Origin of the sequence: Achromobacter mucicolens, assembly GCF_902859725.1 — a bacterium.
GTDB classification, from domain to species: Bacteria; Pseudomonadota; Gammaproteobacteria; order Burkholderiales; family Burkholderiaceae_B; genus Achromobacter; species Achromobacter mucicolens.
Genome location: NZ_CADIJP010000018.1, coordinates 105413 through 124854, shown reverse-complemented (window position 1 = coordinate 124854; position 19442 = coordinate 105413). Strand labels below are relative to the sequence as shown.

Sequence of the window (19442 nt, the reverse complement as noted above, 5' to 3'; positions counted from 1 at the left end):
CGTTCCTGTATTAACGAGAATCGTTATAATTCAGGCCGGCCACGTCCCCGCAACCACCTAGAACTCCCGTGAAAGCTCCCGCAGCCGGCGCAGGCATGATGCGCTACCGATTGGCCGTATTCTCCCGCGCAACGGCCGCCATCCTGGGCGGCTATGCCCTGGCCTCGGCGGCGGCCGCCTGTCTGGCGGTCTGGCTGCCCTTGGGGCGGCCCGATGCCGTGACCGCGGCGCAGTTGCTGTCCTTCGTGGTCTATGTCTGCGGGGTGATCTGGGTGTTCGCCACGCGCAACGCCTGGCGCGCGTGGGCGGGCATCCTGGTCCCCGCCGCGCTGCTGGGCGGTATGTTCCTCGCGCACCGGCTCGTGGGGGCGGCATGAAGGCGGCCAAGACCAGGCATCCCGGCGAAGAGGGCCTGCGTCAGTCCATGTCCTGGCTGCATACGTGGGCCGGGCTGATTTTCGGCTGGGTGCTCTTCGCGATGTTCCTGACCGGCTCGCTGGCCTTCTTCCGGCCCGAGATCACGCGCTGGATGCAGCCCGAGATCCAGGTGCAGCCGGCGCCCGCCGTTCAGGCCGTCGCCACGGCGCAGCGCTATCTGGCGGAAAACGCGCCCGATGCCAAGCGCTGGTTCATCACGCCGCCTTCGGACCGCGAGCCTCTCATCCAGTTGCTGTACCAGACCCCCAAGCCCAAGCCGGGCGAGCGCGGTTTCGTGCGCGTCAAGCTGGACGCGGCCACCGGCCAGGCCGTGACGCCGCGCCAGACCCGCGGCGGCGACTTCTTCTACCGTTTCCATTTCGAGCTGGAAACCGCGTTTCCGTGGGGACGCTGGCTGGCCAGCATCGCGGGCATGTTCATGCTGGTGGCGATCATCAGCGGCATCATCACGCACAAGAAGATCTTTGCTGATTTCTTTACCTTCCGGCCCGGAAAGGGCGGCCAGCGCGCCTGGATGGACGGCCACAACGTGCTGTCCGTGCTGGGCCTGCCGTTTCACCTGATGATCACCTTCAGCGGCCTGGTGTTGTTCATGGTGATGCTGATGCCGGCAGGCATCCAGGCCGTGTACGACAATCCGCGCGATTACACCAACGAGGTCTTCAAGGCCTTCAAGGTCACGCCGCCGCTGAACCAGCCCGCGCCGCTGGTCGCGATTGCACCATTGGTGGAGCAGGCCGAGCAGCAGTGGCAAGGCCGCGTCGGCCGGGTGACCGTCAACAATCCCAATGACGCGGGCGCCACCATCACCATCAGCCGCCACGTGGGCGACGGCGTGTCGTACGGGCTGATGGCGCCGTTCATGCGCTTTGACGGGGTGACGGGCGCGCTGCAGGAGTCCGAGGCCGGCCGCAGCGCCACCGCTCTGACCGCCGGCGTGATCACCGGCCTGCACCTGGGCCTGTTCGCCGAACCGGTGCTGCGCTGGCTGTATTTCATCGTCAGCCTGGCCGGCACGGCCATGGTGGCCACGGGCCTGGTGCTGTGGATCGCCAAGCGCCGCCAGAAGGCCCGGCCGGGCGACGCGCGCGAAGCGTTCTCGCTGCGCCTGGTGGACGGGCTGAACGCGGGCACCATCGCGGGGGTCGTGTTCGGCGTTGCGGCGGTATTCCTGGCCAACCGGCTGCTGCCGGCCGACATGCCCGGCCGCCAGGTCTGGGAGGTGCGCGCCTTCTTCATCGCCTGGGGTCTGTCGCTGGTCTATGCGTTTCTATTCCAGCGGCGTAAATGGCAGGACCTGCTGGCGGTGGCCGCCGCCGCGCTGGCCCTGGTGCCCGTGGTCAATGCGCTGACCACCGACCGGCACCTGGGCGTCTCGTTGCCGCAGGGCGACTGGGTGATGGCGGGTTTTGACCTGACGTGCCTGGCAAGCGCCCTGTTTTTCGCATGGATGGCGCAGAAGGCTGCGCGGGCCCGCAAGGCGCCCGCCAGATCCGCGGGCAAGCCGCGCGCCGAGGCAGTCAAGTCCGCCGCCGCTGCGCCCGCCCCGCACGACCCCGCCGTGGCGGCCGCCGTGCACCGCACCGCTTTCGAACCGCGAGGTGATACGCCATGACGCTTGCCGCCTTCTGCCTGGCCTATGCCGGGTTTTCCGCTCTGTGCCTGGCCATGGACCGTCACTACGAAGATCTGTTCGACCGCGCCTTGCCGCGCCGTCATCGGCTGCCGTTGCGGCTGTTCGGCTGGACGGCGCTTGCGCTGTCGCTGTGGGCGTCCGCGGCAGTCTGGGGCTGGAGCTACGGGACGGTCGAATGGATCGGCATTCTCAGCATCGCCGGCCTGCTGCTGATCTGGTTCCTGACCTTCCGTCCGCGCGCTGCGCTGACCGCGGGCGGCCTGTGCGCGCTGGCCGCGCCCGTGCTGGCGGTCTGGTAGGCGCGGGCTGCGTTGCGGGCGGGCAGGGCCGCGCTGCGGCACGTTACACTGACGGCTTCCCCTAGCAACCGCCTTCTCGCCTCATGAATACCCGCGTCCTTACCGGCATCACCACGACTGGAACCCCCCATCTCGGCAACTACGCGGGCGCGATCCGTCCGGCGGTGCAGGCCAGCACGCAGCCCGGCGTCGACGCATTCTTCTTTCTGGCGGACTATCACGCGCTGATCAAGTGCGACGATCCGGCACGCGTCGCGCGCTCGCGCCTGGAAATCGCCGCCACCTGGCTGGCGGTCGGCCTGGATGCCGAACGCGTGACGTTCTATCGCCAGTCGGACATTCCTGAAATCCCCGAACTGAGCTGGCTGCTGACCTGCGTGACCGCCAAGGGCCTGATGAACCGGGCGCATGCGTACAAGGCGTCGGTCGACCAGAACGTGGCCAAGAACGTGGATCCGGACGACGGCATCACCATGGGGTTGTTCTCGTACCCGATCCTGATGGCGGCCGACATCGTCATGTTCAACGCCAACAAGGTGCCCGTGGGCCGGGATCAGATCCAGCATCTGGAAATGGCGCGCGACATCGCGCAGCGCTTCAACCACCTGTACGGACGCGACTATTTCTCGCTGCCGGAAGTGGTCATCGAAGAAGACGTGGCGACGCTGCCGGGGCTGGACGGCCGCAAGATGTCCAAGAGCTATAACAACACCATTCCGCTGTTCGAAGGCGGCAAGAGCGCATTGCGCGCCTCGGTGATGCGCATCGTGACCGATTCGCGCGAGCCCGGCGAACCCAAGGATGCCGAATCCTCCCACCTGTACACGCTGTACCGCGCGTTCGCCACGTCCGAGCAATCGGCGGCGTTCCGCCAGCAGCTCGAAGCGGGCATGGGCTGGGGCGACGCCAAGCAGGCGCTGTTCGAGCACCTGGAAGCGCTGCTTGCGCCGATGCGCGAAAAGTACGTCGACCTGATGGCCAACCCGGGCCGCATCGAAGACATCCTGCAAGCCGGCGCGGCCAAGGCGCGCAAGCTTGCGGTGCCCTTCATGCAGGAACTGCGCGAGGCCGTGGGCCTGCGCAACCTGAGCGCAGCCGCTTCGGCCGGCAAAGGCGCGCAGGGCAAGAAGGAAAAATCCAAGGGCGCGCGCTTCGTCAGCTTCCGTGACGAGGACGGCGGCTTCCGGTTCCGCCTGCTGGCGGCCGACGGCGAGGAACTGCTGTTGTCGCAGCGCTTTGCCGATCCCAAGGAAGCGGGCGCCCTGATGCGCCGGCTGCAGTCCGAACCTGCTGACAGCGTCCTGCAGGCGCAGGCAGAAGGCTATGCGGCGGTGATCGATGGCGTGACCGTCGCCACCGCGCCCGAGGGCATGCAGGGTGAGCCCGCGGCGCGCCTCGCCCGCACCCGCGAAGCACTGTTGTCGCTGGCGCAGGAATAAACGGCAGCCGAAGGCGGCGCGGGCAATCCGCGCCGTCGCGCATGCAGTCCAGCTGCTTGCTCCATTAGCAGTGCAAAAAAAATCCCGGCGCATCGGGCGCCGGGATCTGGGCAGGGCAGCGGATCGGCGGATCAGCGCTTGAGCTTGGCGAACGCGTCGGCCATGGCGCTGTTCATCGATCCGGCCGCGCCACCCGCGTTGCGGCCGCCATCGCCCTGGCGGCGGGGACGATCGCCGCCCTTGGGCGCATCGGCGCTGCGGCGGGCCGGCGCGGCGGTGTCGTTCAGGCGCATGGTAAGCGCCACGCGCTTGCGCGCGGCGTCCACTTCCAGCACCTTGACGCTGACCGTCTGGCCCACGCGAACCACATCGCGCGGGTCCTTCACGAACTTTTCGGCCAGCGCCGAGATATGCACCAGGCCGTCCTGGTGCACGCCGATGTCCACGAACGCGCCGAAGTTGGCCACGTTGGTCACCACGCCCTCCAGCACCATGCCGGGATACAGGTCGTTCAGCGTTTCCACGCCTTCCTTGAATTGCGCCGTCTTGAACTCCGGGCGCGGGTCGCGGCCGGGCTTTTCGAGCTCGGCAAAGATGTCCTTCACGGTGGGCAGGCCGAAGCGCTCGTCGGTGAAGTCGGACGGCGACACACCCTTCAGGGCCTCGCGCTGGCCGATGATCTGCTTCACCTCGGTCTTGATCTTGGCGACGATGCGCTCGACGACGGGATAGGCTTCCGGGTGCACCGCCGACGCGTCCAGCGGGTTGTCGCCGTTGGGGATGCGCAGAAAGCCCGCGGCCTGTTCAAACGCCTTGTCGCCAAAGCGCGGCACCTTGCGCAGGATGTCGCGGGTGGGGAACGCGCCGTTCTCGTCGCGGAAGGCGACGATGTTCTTGGCCAGCAGCGAATTCAGGCCCGACACGCGGGCCAGCAGCGCGGCCGATGCCGTGTTCACGTCCACGCCCACCGCGTTCACGCAGTCTTCGACCACCGCGTCCAGCGAACGCGCCAGTTCGCGCTGGTTGACGTCGTGCTGGTACTGGCCGACACCGATGGCCTTGGGGTCGATCTTGACCAATTCGGCCAGCGGGTCCTGCAGACGGCGTGCAATGGACACGGCGCCGCGCAGCGTGACGTCCAGGTCGGGGAATTCCTGGGCGGCGGTTTCCGATGCGGAATACACCGACGCGCCTGCCTCGGACACGACGACGCGAGTGACCTTCAGGTCGGGGAAACGCTCCATCATGTCGCCCACGAGCTTTTCGCTTTCGCGCGAAGCCGTGCCGTTGCCGATGGCGATCAGGTCCACCTTGTGGCGCGCCACCAGCGCGGCCAGCGTGTTGATCGTGCCGTCGCGGTCGCGGCGCGGTTCGAACGGGTACACGGTGGTGGTGTCGACGACCTTGCCGGTCTGGTCGATGACCGCGACCTTGCAGCCCGTGCGAATGCCGGGATCCAGGCCCAGCACGGCCTTGGGACCGGCGGGGGCGGCCAGCAGCAGGTCTTTCAGGTTGGCGGCGAACACGCGGATCGCCTCGGCTTCGCCGCTTTCGCGCAGGCGGCCGATCAGTTCGCTTTCGAAGGCGGTCAGGAGCTTCACGCGCCAGGTCCAGCGGCAGACTTCACCCAGCCAGCGCGCGCGCGGCGTGGCGTCCAGCGCGAACAGGCCATTGCCCAGCTTCAGGAAGTTGGCGATGCGGGCCACGCACGGATGCGGCGTCTGCGCTTCGAGGTCGGCTTCCAGGCCGAGGCGCAGTTCAAGCACGCCTTGCTGACGGCCGCGCAGCAGCGCCAGGATGCGGTGCGAGGGCAGGGTGCGCAGCGGCTCGTTGAAGTCGAACCAGTCGCGGAAGTTGGCGCCTTCGGTTTCCTTGCCTTCGATCATCTTCGAGTACACGAGGCCGGTGGACCACAGGTGCTCGCGCATGTCGGCCAGCAGGTCGGCGTTTTCCGCGTAGCGTTCGGCCAGGATGTCGCGCGCGCCATCGAGCGCCGCCTTGGCGTCGTTGATGGAGGCTTCGGGATTCAGGTACTGCGCGGCCAGGGCTGCGGGATCGCAGGCGGGATCGGCCAGGATGGCGTCGGCCAGGGGTTCCAGGCCGGCCTCGCGGGCGATCTGGGCGCGCGTGCGGCGCTTGGGCTTGTACGGCGCGTACAAGTCTTCCAGGCGCTGCTTGGTGTCGGCCGAAGCGATTTCCTGCTGCAGTTCGGCCGTCAGCTTTCCTTGCTGCGAAATGGATTCCAGGATGGCGCCGCGGCGGTCTTCGAGCTCGCGCAGGTAGCCCAGGCGGACTTCCAGGTTGCGCAGCACGGTGTCGTCCAGACCGCCGGTCGCTTCCTTGCGGTAGCGGGCGATGAAGGGCACGGTCGCGCCGTCATCCAGCAGTTCCACCGCCGCAGCGATTTGAGAGGCGCGTGCACCCAGCTCGGTGGCGAGCTGGGCGACGATGCGGGCGTTGTCGACGCCGGCGGCGACGTTCGTGATAGTGGAAGTTTCAGACATCTCTATACGACGGCAAAAAGGGAAAACAAGGGGCGGATTGTGCCATAAGCCGTTGTTACGGAACGTGGCTGAAGGGACTGATCCGTCCCTCTGCCAGCGGCGTTGCGGCGGGCCGCAAGCCGGAAAACGGCGCTTCAGCGGGTATCATTTGGGGCCCTACACAAGGCTGCTGTAATGCTGGACCTGGACATATCCGAATTCTTTGACGAGGACGGGCCGCTGGCCACGGCCTTGCCCGGCTACAAGCCGCGTCCATCGCAGGTGGAACTGTCGCAGGCCATCGGCCAGGCCATCCAGGACCGCGCCACGCTGGTGGCCGAGGCCGGCACCGGCATCGGCAAGACCTGGGCGTATCTTGTACCCGCCTTCATCCAGGGCGGCAAGGTGCTCATCTCCACCGGCACGCGCACCCTGCAGGATCAGCTCTTTGCGCGCGACCTGCCGCGCGTGCGCGCGGCGCTGGCCGCGCCCGTGACGGCCGCGCTGCTCAAGGGCCGCGGCAACTACGTGTGTCATTACCACCTGGAGCGCCTGCAGGGCGACGAACGCGCGCTCAAATCCCGCTCCGAAATCCAGCAGCTGCGCCAGATCCAGGTGTTCGCGGGCATCTCCAAAACGGGCGACCGCGGCGACCTGGCGCAGGTGCCCGAAGACGCCGACATCTGGCAACGCGTCACATCCACCCGCGAAAACTGCCTGGGTCAGGAATGTCCGCGCATCCGCGACTGCTTCGTCGTCAAGGCGCGCCGCCAGGCACAAGAGGCCGACGTCGTCGTCGTCAACCACGCGCTCTTCATGGCCGACCTGATGCTGCGCGAAGAAGGCGTCACGGACCTGCTGCCCGAAGCCGACACCGTCATCTTCGACGAAGCCCATCAATTGCCCGACACCGCCACGCGCTTTCTGGGCAACAGCGTGTCCACGCACCAGCTCATGGATTTTGGCCGCGCGCTGGAAGTCGCGGGGCTTGCCTACGCGCGCGAAGCCGCCAAATGGAGCGACGTCAGCCGCCAACTGGAAACCGCCGCGCGCGAATTGCGGCTGGTCTGTGCGCCGCTGGACAAGATGCCGGGCCGCAAGGCCACGTTCGAGGCCATTCCCAACCCCGAGGAATTCGACGTCGCGCTGCTGTCGCTGCGCGAGGCCGTGGACAGCGCCACCAAGGCGCTGGGCGCGGTGGCCGAAAAACATCCGGACCTGCTCGCGGCCGCGCGCATGGGGGCCGAGATCTCGGTCAAGCTCAAGCGCTGGGCCACACCCGGGCGCAGTACCGGCGCGCATGACGACGAGGGCTGGGGCCGCGACGACCAGTCGCCCGTGCAAAGCCCGCTCGGCGACGGTCCCTCCACGCCCGCGGCCCTGCTCGAAGGCGCGGCGCTGGCCGAGCAATGGACCGGCCCGGCCGTGCGCTGGGTCGAGCACGGACTGCACCACGTGCGCCTGCATTCGGCGCCGCTGTCGGTGGCGCAGGCCTTCTCCAAATTCCGCAAGCCTGGCCAGGCCTGGATCATGACCTCGGCCACGCTGTCGGTGAACGGTGAATTCACGCACTTCACCAGCCAGCTTGGCCTGGAGTCCGCGCGCACCGGCAAGTGGGAGTCCCCGTTCGACTACCCCGAGCAGGCGCTGCTGTTCGTGCCGCGCGGCATGCCCGAGCCCCAATCGCCGCAGTTCCTGGACCGCTTCGTGCAGACCCTCATGCCGTTGCTTGAGGCCAGCCCGGGCGGCACGCTGGTGCTCTGTACGACACTGCGTGCCGTGGACAAGGTGGCCAATCTGCTGGCCGATGCCTTTGACGATGCCGGCCATGACTGGCCGCTGCTCAAGCAGGGAGAGGGCACGCGCCGCGATCTGCTCGACCGCTTCTGCAAACTCAAGCACCCTGTGCTGGTGGGCAGCGCCAGCTTCTGGGAAGGCATCGACCTGCCGGGCGACGTGCTGACGCTGGTGGCGATCGACAAGCTGCCGTTCGCGCCGCCCGACGATCCCGTCATCGAGGCCCGTCTGCGCGCCTGCCGCGCGCAGGGCGGCAACCCGTTTGCGGAATACCAGCTTCCGGAAGCCGCCATCTCGCTCAAGCAGGGCGCGGGCCGGCTGATCCGCACGGAATCGGATTGGGGCGTGCTGATGGTGGGTGACGCCCGGCTGGTGGAAAAGCCCTATGGCAAGCGCCTGTGGCGCGGTCTGCCGCCGTTTGCGCGCACGCGCGAGCTGGAAGAGGTACTGGCGTTCTACCGTCGCAAGCGCGGACCGGACGACGAGTAGACCGACGCAACGAGGGTTGCCGGAAACGGCGCTCCTCGCGCCGTCCAGGCAAAAAAAAGCCCTTCAATATTGAAGGGCTTTTTTCTTCCCATGCGAGCGGAATCAGTTGAAGGGATTCCACCAGCTCTTGTCGGCCTTCAGGCCCTTGGTGCGGAACTCGCTGTTCGGGAAGTTCTTGTCGTAGACGCGCTGCGCGTCGTTCTTCAGGTCCGTCATGTTCAGTTTGTCGTACGACTGAACCATCAGGTAGAGCGCTTCTTCGGTGGCGGGGGCGCCCTCGAAGTCGGTGATGACGGTCTGCGCGCGGTTGGCGGCGGCCACGTAGGCGCCACGCTCGTAGTAATAGCGGGCCACGTGGACTTCGTTCATGGCGATGGTGTTGACCAGCCACGCCACGCGCTTTTCGGCGTCGACGCTGTACTTGCTTTCCGGGTAGCGCTTGATGAGCTCGGTGAAGGCGTCATAGGACGCGCGCAGGCCCTTGGGGTCGCGCTCGGCCGGATCCTGGCCGGTAAGGTTGCTCATGAAGGCGCTGGCCGGCGTGAAGTTGATCAGGCCCTTCAGGTAGAGCGCGTAATCGGTGCCGGGGTGATTGGGGTACAGCTGCTGGAAGCGGTCGATGGCGGCAAGCGCCTGTTCGTTCTCGCCGTCTTTCCAGTTGACGTAGGCCAGTTCAAGCAGGGCCTGTTGCGCGTAGACGCCGAAGGGGTAGCGGCTTTCGATGGCGGTCAGGCGCTCGCGCGCTTCCTTCCAGCCGCCCGACGACATTTCGGCCTTGGCGTCAGCGTAGAGTTGTTCTGCGCTCCAGTTGGTGGTCTTGTCGTACTTGCTGTCCGCCCCGCTGCAACCAGCGATGACGATGACGGCAAAAAGCGCGATGACCACGCGCAAAACCGACCCGCTGCGGGATGCGGGGTTCGAGGGAGCTGCAGGGTGGTGAATCACGAGAATCGTATCCTTGGTGTTAGCATGGCAGGCTGATTATATGATTTGTCTCCATGTCTGATACAGCCGCCCGCGCAGATCTTGTTTCCGACGAGAGCGCCGACGAAAATCTCGACGAATCCGGCCGCCCCGAGCCGCAACTTGTAACCGTGCCGTCGGCCACGCGCGCTGACCGGCTGGACAAGGTCCTGGCGGGCCTCTTGCCCGACCATTCCCGCAATCGCCTGCAAGGCTGGATCGAATCCGGCAACGTCCTGGTCAACGGGACGCCGGGCAAGATCCGCCAGACAGTCGGCCCTGGCGACGAACTCACCATCTGGGCCCAGCCCGCGCCCGACGCGCAGGCCTTCACGCCTGAACCCGTGGAATTCGGCGTGGTGGCCGAAAGCCCCGACTGGATCGTCGTCAACAAGCCGGCGGGCCTGGTCACCCACCCGGGCGCCGGCAACTGGAGCGGCACGCTGCTCAACGGCCTGCTGCATCGCTATCCGGAACTTGCGCAGGTCGCCCGTGCGGGCATCGTGCACCGGTTGGACAAGGACACCTCCGGCCTGATGGTGGTGGCCCGCAACGACATCGCCCAGACTCACCTCGTGCGCCAGCTTCAGGCGCGCACCATGGGCCGCGAGTACGTGGCGCTGGCGCATGGATGGCTGGCCGCTGCGGGCAAGGTCGACCGCGCCATCGGGCGCGATCCGCGCGTGCCGGTGCGCATGAGCGTCGAGCGCCCCGTCGCGCCCAAGCCGGCCATCACGAATTACGCGCCGGCCCGCCGCGGCTCGGTCGATCCGGGCGGGCGGGTGACCGAAGTGGTGTGCCGCCTGGAAACGGGGCGCACCCACCAGATCCGCGTGCACATGGCCAGCCTGGGGCACCCCCTGCTGGCCGACACGATCTACGGCGGCAAGAACATCGCGGGGGCAGTGCGCCAGATGCTGCACGCCCGCGCGCTGCATTTCGACGATCCGGGCGGCAAGGGCGACGTCCAGTTCGCCGCGCCCGTGCCCGCCGACATGGCGCAGGTCCAGGAGAACATTGCATGGAACGCCTGATCGCAGGCCTGCCCGTCGTGACGGGGCCCGACTGGCAGGGCGTGAGCTACTTCTGCACGACCCGCGCCGGCGGCGTGGGCGTGGCCCCGCACGACACCCTCAATCTGGGCCTGCGTGCCGAGGACAACCCCGAGGCCGTGGCCGAGAACCGGCGCCGGGTGCGCGCCGCAGTGTCCGCCGATCCCCTCTGGTTGCGCCAGGTTCATGGCAGCGAGGTCGTGGATGCGGACGCGCCGGATGTGCCGGCCGAGCCCGCGGTCGACGCCAGCGTCACGGCCCAGCCCGGCCGCGTGCTGGCCGTCATGGTGGCCGATTGCCTGCCGGTGGTCATTGCCGATGCCGAGGGCACGGTGCTGGGTGCGGCGCACGCCGGCTGGCGCGGCCTGGCGGGCGGGGTGCTTGAAAACACGCTGCAGGCGATGCGGACCAAGGCGTCGCAGGCGTCCGGCTGGCGCGCCTGGGTCGGACCCGGCATCGGGCCGCAGCACTTCGAAGTCGGGCAGGACGTGCTGGACGCCTTCACCGCCGACGACCCGGCTACGACGCGCTTTTTTGCGCCGCGCCCCGGCCTTGCCGGCAAATGGCTGGCCGACCTCGCCGGATTGGCCGATTTCCGGCTGCGGCGTGCCGGGGTACAAGAGGTGTCCCTCAGCGGGGAATGCACGGTGACCCGCGCGGACCGGTACTTTTCCTACCGCCGTGATGGGGTGACCGGACGCATGGCGCTGCTGGCCTGGTTGAGCCCGGTTTGACGTCGCGCAAAGGCCGGGGCCGGGCTTGCGTTTTACCGTAGTAAGCCTCCTTGTATACCCGCATTGACAGTCCTGAACCCGGAATGCAACATCAATCGCGAAGTTTCGATAACAAGGTGTCGAAGTGAATGCCAATCTCTCCGCAGGTCCCATTCCGGTGAGCGTGGCACCGGAAGTCCTGGCTGACATCCAGGCAGAGTTCTCGCGCGAATGGCAACGCCTTTGCGACGATGCCCGGCGTGGCGCGCTGGCGCCGCCGTCCGATCGCCGTTTCTCCGGCGACGCCTGGGCGGCGAATGCTTCGCACCTGCTCCTGGCGCACACGTATCTGCTGTCCGCGCGCGCCATGCAGCGCATGGTCGATGCCGCGCAGGTCAGCGAGCCCATGCGCGACCGTCTTCGATTCTCGATCATGCAGTGGGTCGACGCGCTGTCGCCGGCCAATTTCCTGGCGCTCAATCCCGATGCCCAGCAGTCCATCGTCGAAAGCGCGGGCCGAGCGTTGAACGAAGGGCTGGCCAATCTGTTGGGCGACGTGCAGAAGGGCCGCATTACCCAGACCGACGAGTCGCAGTTCGAGATCGGCCGCAACGTGGCCACGACGCCCGGCGACGTGGTGTTCGAAAACAAGCTGTTCCAGCTGATCCAGTACGCGCCCTCGACCGCCACCGTGTACGACCGGCCGCTGGTCATCGTGCCGCCGAACATCAACAAGTTCTACATCCTGGACCTGCAGCCCGAGAACTCCTTCGTGCGCCACGCGGTGGGGCAGGGCTACACGGTCTTCCTGATTTCCTGGCGCAATCCGGTCACTTCCGATACCGACGGCGTGGACCGCGCCACCTGGTCCGACTACCTGGACGACGCGGTGCTGCAGGCGCTGCGCGTGGCCAGCGACATCACCAAGCAGCCGCAGGTCAATGCGCTGGGCTTTTGCGTGGGCGGTACGATGCTGGCCTCGGCGCTGGCGCTGGCCGAAGCGCGCGGCGAGCACCCGGTGGCGTCGCTGACGCTGCTGACTTCGCTGCTCGATTTCCACGACACCGGCATCCTGAACGTGTTCGTCGACGAGGCCCACGCGCTGATGCGCGATCATCAATTGGGCAACGGCGGCCTGATGCCGGGCCGCGATCTCGCCACCACCTTCTCGTTCCTGCGGCCCAACGAACTGGTCTGGAACTACGTGGTGGGCAACTACCTCAAGGGGCAAAAGCCTCCGGCCTTCGACCTCCTGTTCTGGAATGGCGACAGCACGAATCTGCCGGGGCCTTTCTTTTCCTGGTATTTCCGCAATACCTACCTCGAGAACAATCTCAAGGTGCCGGGCCGCGCGCAGGCCGCCGGCCTGCCGCTGGACCTGACGCGCCTGCGCATGCCCGTCTATATATTCGGCTCGCGCGAGGACCACATCGTGCCGTGGGTGTCGGCCTACGCGTCCACGCAGGTGCTTCGCGGGCCGCAGCGCTTCGTGCTGGGCGCGTCCGGCCACATCGCGGGCGTGGTCAATCCGCCCGCCAAGAAGCGCCGCAGCTACTGGGTGGCCGATGCGCTCGAACAGCAAAGCCAGCCGCTGCCCGGCGACCCCAACACCTGGTTTTCGCAGGCGGTGGAGCACCCCGGCAGCTGGTGGCCCGATTGGACCAGTTGGCTGGCAGACCATTCGGGCAAGCAGATCAAGGCGAGGACAAAGGCAGGCAATGCCAAGTACCGGCCGATCGAGCCGGCGCCTGGCAGATATGTAAAGGTCCGGGCGGCCTGATACCGCGCACCGCGGTCCGGTTCCCGGCAGAAAGATGTTTAATCAACGAGGCGTCCGTCGCACACAGGAGGAAGTCCAATGAGCGGAAAACTGGCTTACGTAACAGGCGGGATGGGCGGGATCGGCACCTCTATTTGCCAGCGCTTGGCCAAGGATGGCTTTCGCGTCGTGGCAGGTTGCGGCCCCAGCCGCAACTACCAGCAATGGCTGGATGAGCAGGCCGCACAGGGTTTTACGTTCTACGCGTCGGTGGGCAATGTGTCCGATTGGGACTCCACCGTTGCCGCCTTTGAAAAGGTGACGGCCGATCTCGGGCCGGTGGATGTGCTGGTCAACAACGCGGGCATCACTCGCGACGGGTTGTTCCGGAAGATGAGCGCCGACGATTGGCGCGCGGTCATCGACACCAACCTGAACAGCCTGTTCAACGTGACCAAACAGGTCATCGACGGCATGGTCGAGCGCCAGTGGGGGCGGATCATCAACATCAGCTCGGTCAACGGCCAGAAGGGTCAGTTCGGCCAGACCAACTACTCCACGGCAAAGGCTGGCATCCATGGATTCACGATGGCGCTGGCGCAGGAAGTGGCCAGCAAGGGTGTGACCGTCAACACGATCTCGCCGGGATACATCGGCACCGACATGGTTCGCGCCATCCGGCCGGACGTGCTGGAAAAGATCATTGCCACCATTCCGGTGCGCCGCCTTGGCACGCCGGAGGAAATCGCCTCCATGACCTCGTGGCTGGCGTCCGATGAATCCGGCTTTTCGACCGGCGCGGATTTCTCGCTTAACGGCGGCCTGCACATGGGCTGACGCGATGTGGGCCGCCCCTGGGCGGCCCGCTGGCGCTGTACGGCTTCGGGCAGAGGGCCGTACGGCATTACACTCACATTATTCGAAGCCTAAAGAGATCGCCCGATCCGGGGACAACCATGACGCAAGCACAACCCGGCGCCAGCCTGCGCCTGATTAAAAAATACCCCAACCGTCGCTTATACGACACCCGGACCAGCACCTACATCACCCTGGCAGATGTCAAGCAACTGGTCCTGGCCAACGAGGAATTCCAGGTCGTCGACGCCAAGAGCAGCGAAGACCTCACGCGCAGCATTCTCTTGCAGATCATCCTTGAAGAGGAGAGCGGCGGCATGCCCATGTTCTCTTCGAACATGCTGTCGCAGATCATCCGTTTCTACGGCCACGCCATGCAAGGCATCATGGGTTCTTACCTCGAGAAGAACATCCAGGCCTTCATGGAGATCCAGCAGCGCATGGCCGAGCAGTCCAAGGGCCTGTACGGCAGCCAGTTCGGGCCGGAAGCCTGGACGCAGTTCATGAATGTGCAGACGCCGATGCTGCAGAACATGATGAACAACTACATCGACCAGAGCAAAAACCTGTTCGTGCAGATGCAGGACCAGATGCAGGATCAGACCCGCGCCATGTTCTCGACCTTCCCGTTCACGCCGGGCAGCAACCCGGGCTCCGGCCGCAAGTAATCCCGCCGGATGCCGGGCCGATGTGGCCCGCCGCAGTGCAAAAAAGCCGCCTTGGCGAATGCCAAGGCGGCTTTTTGCCAATTGACTGAACGCAATGATCCGGCACTTTTAGTCGGCCCAGGTTCAGGGTTGTGTCAGCAAAATCCACTAAATTAATGAAAACGGTTCTTGTTTGTGTTTTGAGAGCCGCTATTTTCTTTTGTGTCTCAAGGATTATGCACATGATCAAGAAAGCCTTGGCGCTGGCCATTGTCGCGTTGAGCGTGTCCGCCGCCCATGCGGCCGAATACCCCATCGGCAAGCCTGTCGAGAAGGGCGGAATGGAAATCGGCGCGGTGTACCTGCAGCCGATCGAAATGGATCCGCCCGGAATGATGCGTCCGGCCAAGGATTCCGATGTGCACCTGGAGGCCGACATCCACGCCACTGCCGGCAACAAGACGGGCTTTCCGGAAGGCGAATGGGTGCCTTACCTGGTCGTGAACTACGAGATCCAGAAGGTCGGCAGCCAGAACGTCCAGAAGGGCACGTTCATGCCGATGGTCGCCAACGACGGCCCGCACTACGGCGAAAACATCAAGCTGGAAGGCCCGGGCAAGTACAAGCTCAAGTACACGATTCTGCCGCCGACCGCGAACAAGATGAGCCACTTCGGCCGCCACGTCGACAAGGAAACCGGGGTGGCCGACTGGTTCGAGCCGTTCGACCTGGAATATGAGTTCGTGTACGCCGGCACCGGCAAGAAGGGCGGTTACTGATCGTGCGCCGCCTGCTTCGCGTACTTGCCGCAATGCTGATCGGCCTGGCCGGCGTGGCGGGCATGGCGCCCGCGCAGGCGGACGAGCTGCCCACGTTCACCTTGCGGTTCAAGCCCGACGGCACATTCGAGCCCGCCACGCTCGAGGTCCCGGCGGGCCGCTTCAAGATCGAACTCATCAATGAAAGCAATGAGCCGGTGGAATTCGAAAGCATTCCGCTGCGCAAGGAAAAAGTCCTGGGACCGGGGGTGAAATCCTTCGTGGTCATCACCATCTCGCGTCCGGGCGAGTATCCCTTTTTTGACGACTTTCACCAGAGCGTGAAAGGCACCTTGGTCGTCAAGCCCAAGGAATAACGCGGCACCAAAGCATGGAACAGGTACTTTTCATCGTCTGGCGCGAAAGCGTCGAAGCCCTGCTCGTGGTGGGCATCCTGTACACCTGGCTGCGCGCCACGCCGGAAGGCAAGCGCGGCCTGCCCTACCTGTGGGGCGGCGTCGCGGCCGGGCTGGCGCTGGCCGTCGCGCTGGCGTTGGTGCTGCTGGGCGTGTCCTCCTGGCTCAGCGATGAAGGCCAGGAATGGTTCCAGGCCATCATGTCGCTGGCGGCGTGCGCGCTGGTGGTGCAGATGGTCGTGTGGATGAAAACGCACGGCCGCACGCTCAAGGGCGAACTCGAAAGCGGGGCGCGCGCCTCGGTGGCGAACGACAACTGGTGGGGCCTCCTGGTGCTGGTTGCCATCGCCGTCGCCCGCGAAGGCAGCGAGACCGTGGTGTTTCTGTACGGCACGGTGTCGGCGGGCGAGGGCGGCGGCGACATGCTGATGCTGGCCGTCGCCGGCGTCGCCGGTTTCGCCGTGGCGCTGCTGACGTTCTGGCTGCTGCAACTGGGCGGCAAGCTCATCACGTGGCGCCGCTTCTTCTTCGTGACCGAAATCCTGCTGCTGCTCCTGGCCGGCTCGCTGCTGGTGGGCGGGCTGGATCACCTGATTTCCCTGGATGTCCTGCCGACCCTCGTGGACCCGGTGTGGGACAGTTCCTGGCTGCTCAGCGACAGCACGGGCGTGGGCAAGGTGCTGGCCGACTTCGCGGGTTACCGCGCGCTGCCTGCGTTGACTTCGGTGCTGCTCTGGGTGGCTTACTGGATCATCGTCTGGGCGCTGCTGCGCTGGGCGGGCGGACGGCCCGCTCCCGTGGCCGCCGCCCGCGGAGCATCCTGATTCCGGTTTTTTTCCGGACTGAATATTTGAAGGTTTGACCATGGCTGCTGCACTCGGGAGGGCAACCTCCCGCATCGCCGACTTCCTCCGTGACCATGCCCCGCTGTTGCGCAAGCTGCAGTGGGGCATTGTCGCGTTGTACGCGTTCCTGCTGATCGTGCCGGCGCTGCTGCCGCTGCCCGACAACGCGGCGTCGGTGTTCAACAACCTGACCGTCGTGGCGCAGTTCGCGTTCTGGGGCGTGTGGTGGCCATTCGTGCTGATCTCCATGCCGATCCTGGGACGCGCCTGGTGCGGCTGGCTCTGTCCGGAAGGCATGCTGACCGAATGGGCCAGCGAGCGCGGCCAGGGCCGCGCCATTCCGAAATGGATGCGCTGGGGCGGCTGGCCGTTCGTGGCCTTCGCGTTGACCACCATCTACGGGCAGCTCGTCAGCGTCTACCAGTACCCGCTGGCGGTGCTGGCCGTGCTGGGCGGCTCGACCGTGGCGGCCATGATCGTCGGCTGGCGCTATGGCCGCAGCAAGCGCGTGTGGTGCAAGTACCTGTGCCCGGTCAATGGCGTGTTCAACCTGCTGGCCAAGCTGGCGCCGTGGCACTTCAAGGTCGACGAAGAGAAGTGGCGCCATCCGGTCATCCGCATCGAGCCCATCAACTGTGCGCCGCTGGTGCCGCTGCGACACATGAAGGGCGCGGGCGACTGCCACGTCTGTGGCCGCTGCAGCGGCTATCGCGGCGCCATCGCGCTGACGCCGCGCTCGCCCGAGGAAGAGATCGTGCACGTGGCCGATGGCGACCCGTGGCAAACGGCGTTGCTGTGCTTCGGCCTGATGGGCATCGCAATCGGCGCGTTCCTCTGGAGCGCCAGTCCCTGGTTCGTGACGGCCAAGCAGTGGGCCGCGACGTGGCTGGTCGAGCACGACACCCTGTGGCCGCTGATGGACAACGCGCCGTGGTTCATCCTGACCCATTACCCCGACGTCAACGACAGCTTCTCGTGGCTGGACGGCGCCGGTATCCTGCTATTTGTCGTCGGCGCCACGGTGTGCGTGGGCGGCGCGACGTTCCTGTCGCTGTGGATCGCGGACCGCATTGCGCCCGCCGCACCCGTGCCGCAGGCGCCCCTCAATTCCCATGCTGCCCATGCACCTGTATCGCGCTGGGGGCGGGCCGGCTTGCACAAGCTGGCGCAGGCGCTGATCCCGTCGGCCGGCATTGGCGTGTTCCTGGGCCTGTCCGCCACGACGATCACGCTGCTCAAGCATGAAGGCGTGCAGGCGGCATGGGCGACGCCGGTCCGGTTCACGCTGCTGACGCTGGCGGTGCTGTGGACGCTGCGTCTTTACGCCCGCCTGTTGAACACGCGTCCGGTTGGCATGGCGCGCAAGATCGGCGCGGGCCTGGTGCTGGCGGCAGGCCTGGCGCCGTTCTGCCTGGCGTGGGTGCTGTTCTTCGCGGTCTGGTAAGCGGGCGTGCCAGCGCTGCGATAAAGTTGGGGACCGCGCCGGCGCTGCCGGCGTTTTCCCTTCAGATTTTCGCCATGGCCTCTTACGCGTTCCGACTTCTCAACGTCTTTGCCGATTCGACGTTCAGCGGCAATCAGCTTTGTGTCTTTGAAGACGCCCGCGGCATGGATGACGCCACCATGCTCAATCTCGCGGCGCAATTCAATCTGTCCGAAACCACGTTCATCCTGCCGTCCGAGCGGGCCGACGCGCGCGTACGCGTCTTCACACCGGGTTTTGAAATGAAGTTTGCCGGGCATCCGGCCATCGGCACCGCGCAGGTCGTGCGTGAACTGCGGCAGGCCGAAGACGCGGTGACGCTGGAGTTTCAGGCGGGCGTCGTGCCCATGACCGCCCAGGGCGATGCATGGACCTTCACCGCGCCTTGTCCGGACGGCGTCCGCACGGCCACGCCAGCGTTGGACCGCGCGGGCATCGCGGAACTGGCGGGACTGTCGGAGGAGGACCTGGCAGCCGACCCGATCTGGGTGGACACCGGCGCGGACCAGTTGCTCGTGCCGGTTGCCAACGTGGATGCAGTGCGCCGCGCGGTGCCGGACGTATCGCTGCTGAGCCGCTGGCAGGCCAGCGCCCTGGGGCGCAAGACGATGTATCTGTTCGCCTTCGACGAAGGCAATGTTCAGGCGGGGCGGCAGGTAGTGGTGTCCCGCTACTTCTATGCCAAGCCCGGCGGCGGCATCAACGAAGACCCCGGCACCGGTTCGGCCTGCGCCAACCTGGGCGGCTGGCTGCTCTATCGCAAGGCGGCGCTGCCGGCCAGCGTGCTGGTCGAGCAGGGCGACCAGACCGGCCGTCCGTGCCGCCTGCTGCTCGATGTCCCGGCAGACGGCCGCATCCTGGTGGGCGGACGCGCGCTGGAAATCGGGCGAGGGACGGTCACGCTCTAGCCCCGACCCTTTCAGATCGCGCACGTGAAAACGGCGCCTGTGTTTGCACAGGCGCCGTTCTCAAATCCGGCGTCGAAAGTTCGTTGCCTGATTACTTGCGGTTCTTGGCAGGATCAACCTTGATGTTGTTCTTGACCTGCTTCACGCCCTCGACGCCACGGGCGACCGTCGCGGCATGATCCGCTTCGGCAGCGGTGCCGACGGTACCGGTCAGCGTGGCAACGCCGTTGTTGGTTTCAACAGCGATTTCCAGGGCGCTCAGTTGCTTGTCGGCCACGAAGGCGGCCTTGACCTTGGTGGTCACGGTGGCGTCGGACGCGTATTCACCCACGGACTGTTTCGGCTTGCCGTCGTCGGCGGCAAAAGCCATGGAAGTGAAGACAGCGCCCGTACCCAGTGCGGCGGCGGCGATCAGCTTGCGAATTTCCATAGTAATGCTCCTTTTTATTGGTGTTCAGCGCG

The 19442-nt window shown here is 66.2% G+C and carries 18 protein-coding genes; 15 read left to right on the top strand and 3 right to left on the bottom strand.

Translation table 11 applies throughout. The annotated features are described in order from the left end of the window. The first annotated feature begins 95 nt into the window (after positions 1-95). The 4 genes from HV786_RS21415 to HV786_RS21400 all read left to right on the top strand — a co-directional run bounded on the left by HV786_RS21415 (position 96) and on the right by HV786_RS21400 (position 3812). Positions 96-377, top strand: a complete 282-nt coding sequence (locus tag HV786_RS21415) for a DUF3649 domain-containing protein (RefSeq protein ID WP_175211778.1) — start codon at positions 96-98, stop codon at positions 375-377. Continuing rightward, the gene (locus tag HV786_RS21410; protein WP_175211768.1) at positions 374-2053 is read left to right on the top strand and encodes a PepSY-associated TM helix domain-containing protein; all 1680 of its coding nucleotides are present in this window, start codon (positions 374-376) and stop codon (positions 2051-2053) included. The genes HV786_RS21415 and HV786_RS21410 overlap by 4 nt, the downstream gene beginning before the upstream one ends. Then, positions 2050-2373, top strand: a complete 324-nt coding sequence (locus tag HV786_RS21405; protein WP_056322155.1) for a DUF3325 domain-containing protein — start codon at positions 2050-2052, stop codon at positions 2371-2373. Before HV786_RS21410 ends, HV786_RS21405 begins: the two co-directional genes overlap by 4 nt. An 83-nt stretch (positions 2374-2456) precedes the next feature. Next, positions 2457-3812, top strand: coding sequence for a tryptophan--tRNA ligase (locus HV786_RS21400; protein ID WP_128827717.1), 1356 nt, complete (start codon positions 2457-2459; stop codon positions 3810-3812). Positions 3813-3943: 131 nt separating this feature from the next. Here the strand turns inward: HV786_RS21400 and tex are convergent, their stop codons facing one another. Next, on the bottom strand, positions 3944-6316 hold the full coding sequence (tex, locus tag HV786_RS21395; RefSeq protein ID WP_062838569.1) for an RNA-binding transcriptional accessory protein Tex: 2373 nt from the start codon (positions 6314-6316) through the stop codon (positions 3944-3946). Positions 6317-6490: 174 nt separating this feature from the next. Here tex and HV786_RS21390 point away from each other — a divergent pair, with 174 nt between their 5' ends. Continuing rightward, on the top strand, positions 6491-8581 hold the full coding sequence (locus tag HV786_RS21390) for a DNA repair helicase YoaA (RefSeq protein WP_175211766.1): 2091 nt from the start codon (positions 6491-6493) through the stop codon (positions 8579-8581). Between the two features lie 102 nt (positions 8582-8683). On the opposite strand, the gene HV786_RS21385 is transcribed toward HV786_RS21390, so the two are convergent. Further along, positions 8684-9472, bottom strand: coding sequence for an outer membrane protein assembly factor BamD (locus HV786_RS21385; protein WP_056322165.1), 789 nt, complete (start codon positions 9470-9472; stop codon positions 8684-8686). 107 nt (positions 9473-9579) lie between these two features. Here HV786_RS21385 and HV786_RS21380 point away from each other — a divergent pair, with 107 nt between their 5' ends. The 10 genes from HV786_RS21380 to HV786_RS21335 all read left to right on the top strand — a co-directional run bounded on the left by HV786_RS21380 (position 9580) and on the right by HV786_RS21335 (position 18980). Beyond that, positions 9580-10578, top strand: a complete 999-nt coding sequence (locus HV786_RS21380) for an RluA family pseudouridine synthase (protein WP_175211764.1) — start codon at positions 9580-9582, stop codon at positions 10576-10578. Then, a complete protein-coding gene (gene pgeF / locus HV786_RS21375) occupies positions 10566-11330 on the top strand; it encodes a peptidoglycan editing factor PgeF (RefSeq protein ID WP_175211762.1) in 765 nt (254 codons plus the stop codon). Before HV786_RS21380 ends, pgeF begins: the two co-directional genes overlap by 13 nt. A 124-nt stretch (positions 11331-11454) precedes the next feature. Then, on the top strand, positions 11455-13089 hold the full coding sequence (locus HV786_RS21370; protein ID WP_128827719.1) for a PHA/PHB synthase family protein: 1635 nt from the start codon (positions 11455-11457) through the stop codon (positions 13087-13089). Between the two features lie 78 nt (positions 13090-13167). Then, positions 13168-13905: a 3-ketoacyl-ACP reductase gene (locus HV786_RS21365; RefSeq protein WP_056322174.1), complete on the top strand. Its 738-nt coding sequence runs from the start codon at positions 13168-13170 to the stop codon at positions 13903-13905. A gap of 119 nt (positions 13906-14024) precedes the next feature. Beyond that, complete coding sequence (gene phaR / locus HV786_RS21360; RefSeq protein WP_056322176.1) at positions 14025-14591, top strand: polyhydroxyalkanoate synthesis repressor PhaR; 567 nt, start codon at positions 14025-14027, stop codon at positions 14589-14591. Positions 14592-14812: 221 nt separating this feature from the next. Continuing rightward, complete coding sequence (locus HV786_RS21355) at positions 14813-15349, top strand: iron transporter (RefSeq protein ID WP_128827720.1); 537 nt, start codon at positions 14813-14815, stop codon at positions 15347-15349. A 32-nt stretch (positions 15350-15381) separates the two neighbouring features. Then, the gene (locus HV786_RS21350) at positions 15382-15705 is read left to right on the top strand and encodes a cupredoxin domain-containing protein (RefSeq protein ID WP_056322182.1); all 324 of its coding nucleotides are present in this window, start codon (positions 15382-15384) and stop codon (positions 15703-15705) included. Between the two features lie 14 nt (positions 15706-15719). Next, positions 15720-16568, top strand: a complete 849-nt coding sequence (locus tag HV786_RS21345) for an FTR1 family iron permease (protein ID WP_128827721.1) — start codon at positions 15720-15722, stop codon at positions 16566-16568. A gap of 40 nt (positions 16569-16608) precedes the next feature. Next, a complete protein-coding gene (locus HV786_RS21340; RefSeq protein ID WP_128827722.1) occupies positions 16609-18033 on the top strand; it encodes a 4Fe-4S binding protein in 1425 nt (474 codons plus the stop codon). 74 nt (positions 18034-18107) lie between these two features. Continuing rightward, a complete protein-coding gene (locus HV786_RS21335; RefSeq protein WP_128827723.1) occupies positions 18108-18980 on the top strand; it encodes a PhzF family phenazine biosynthesis protein in 873 nt (290 codons plus the stop codon). Positions 18981-19071: 91 nt separating this feature from the next. Here the strand turns inward: HV786_RS21335 and HV786_RS21330 are convergent, their stop codons facing one another. Next, positions 19072-19410 (bottom strand): BON domain-containing protein, encoded by a 339-nt coding sequence (locus HV786_RS21330; protein ID WP_056322192.1) that lies wholly within the window; start codon positions 19408-19410, stop codon positions 19072-19074. Between the last annotated feature and the right edge of the window lie 32 nt (positions 19411-19442).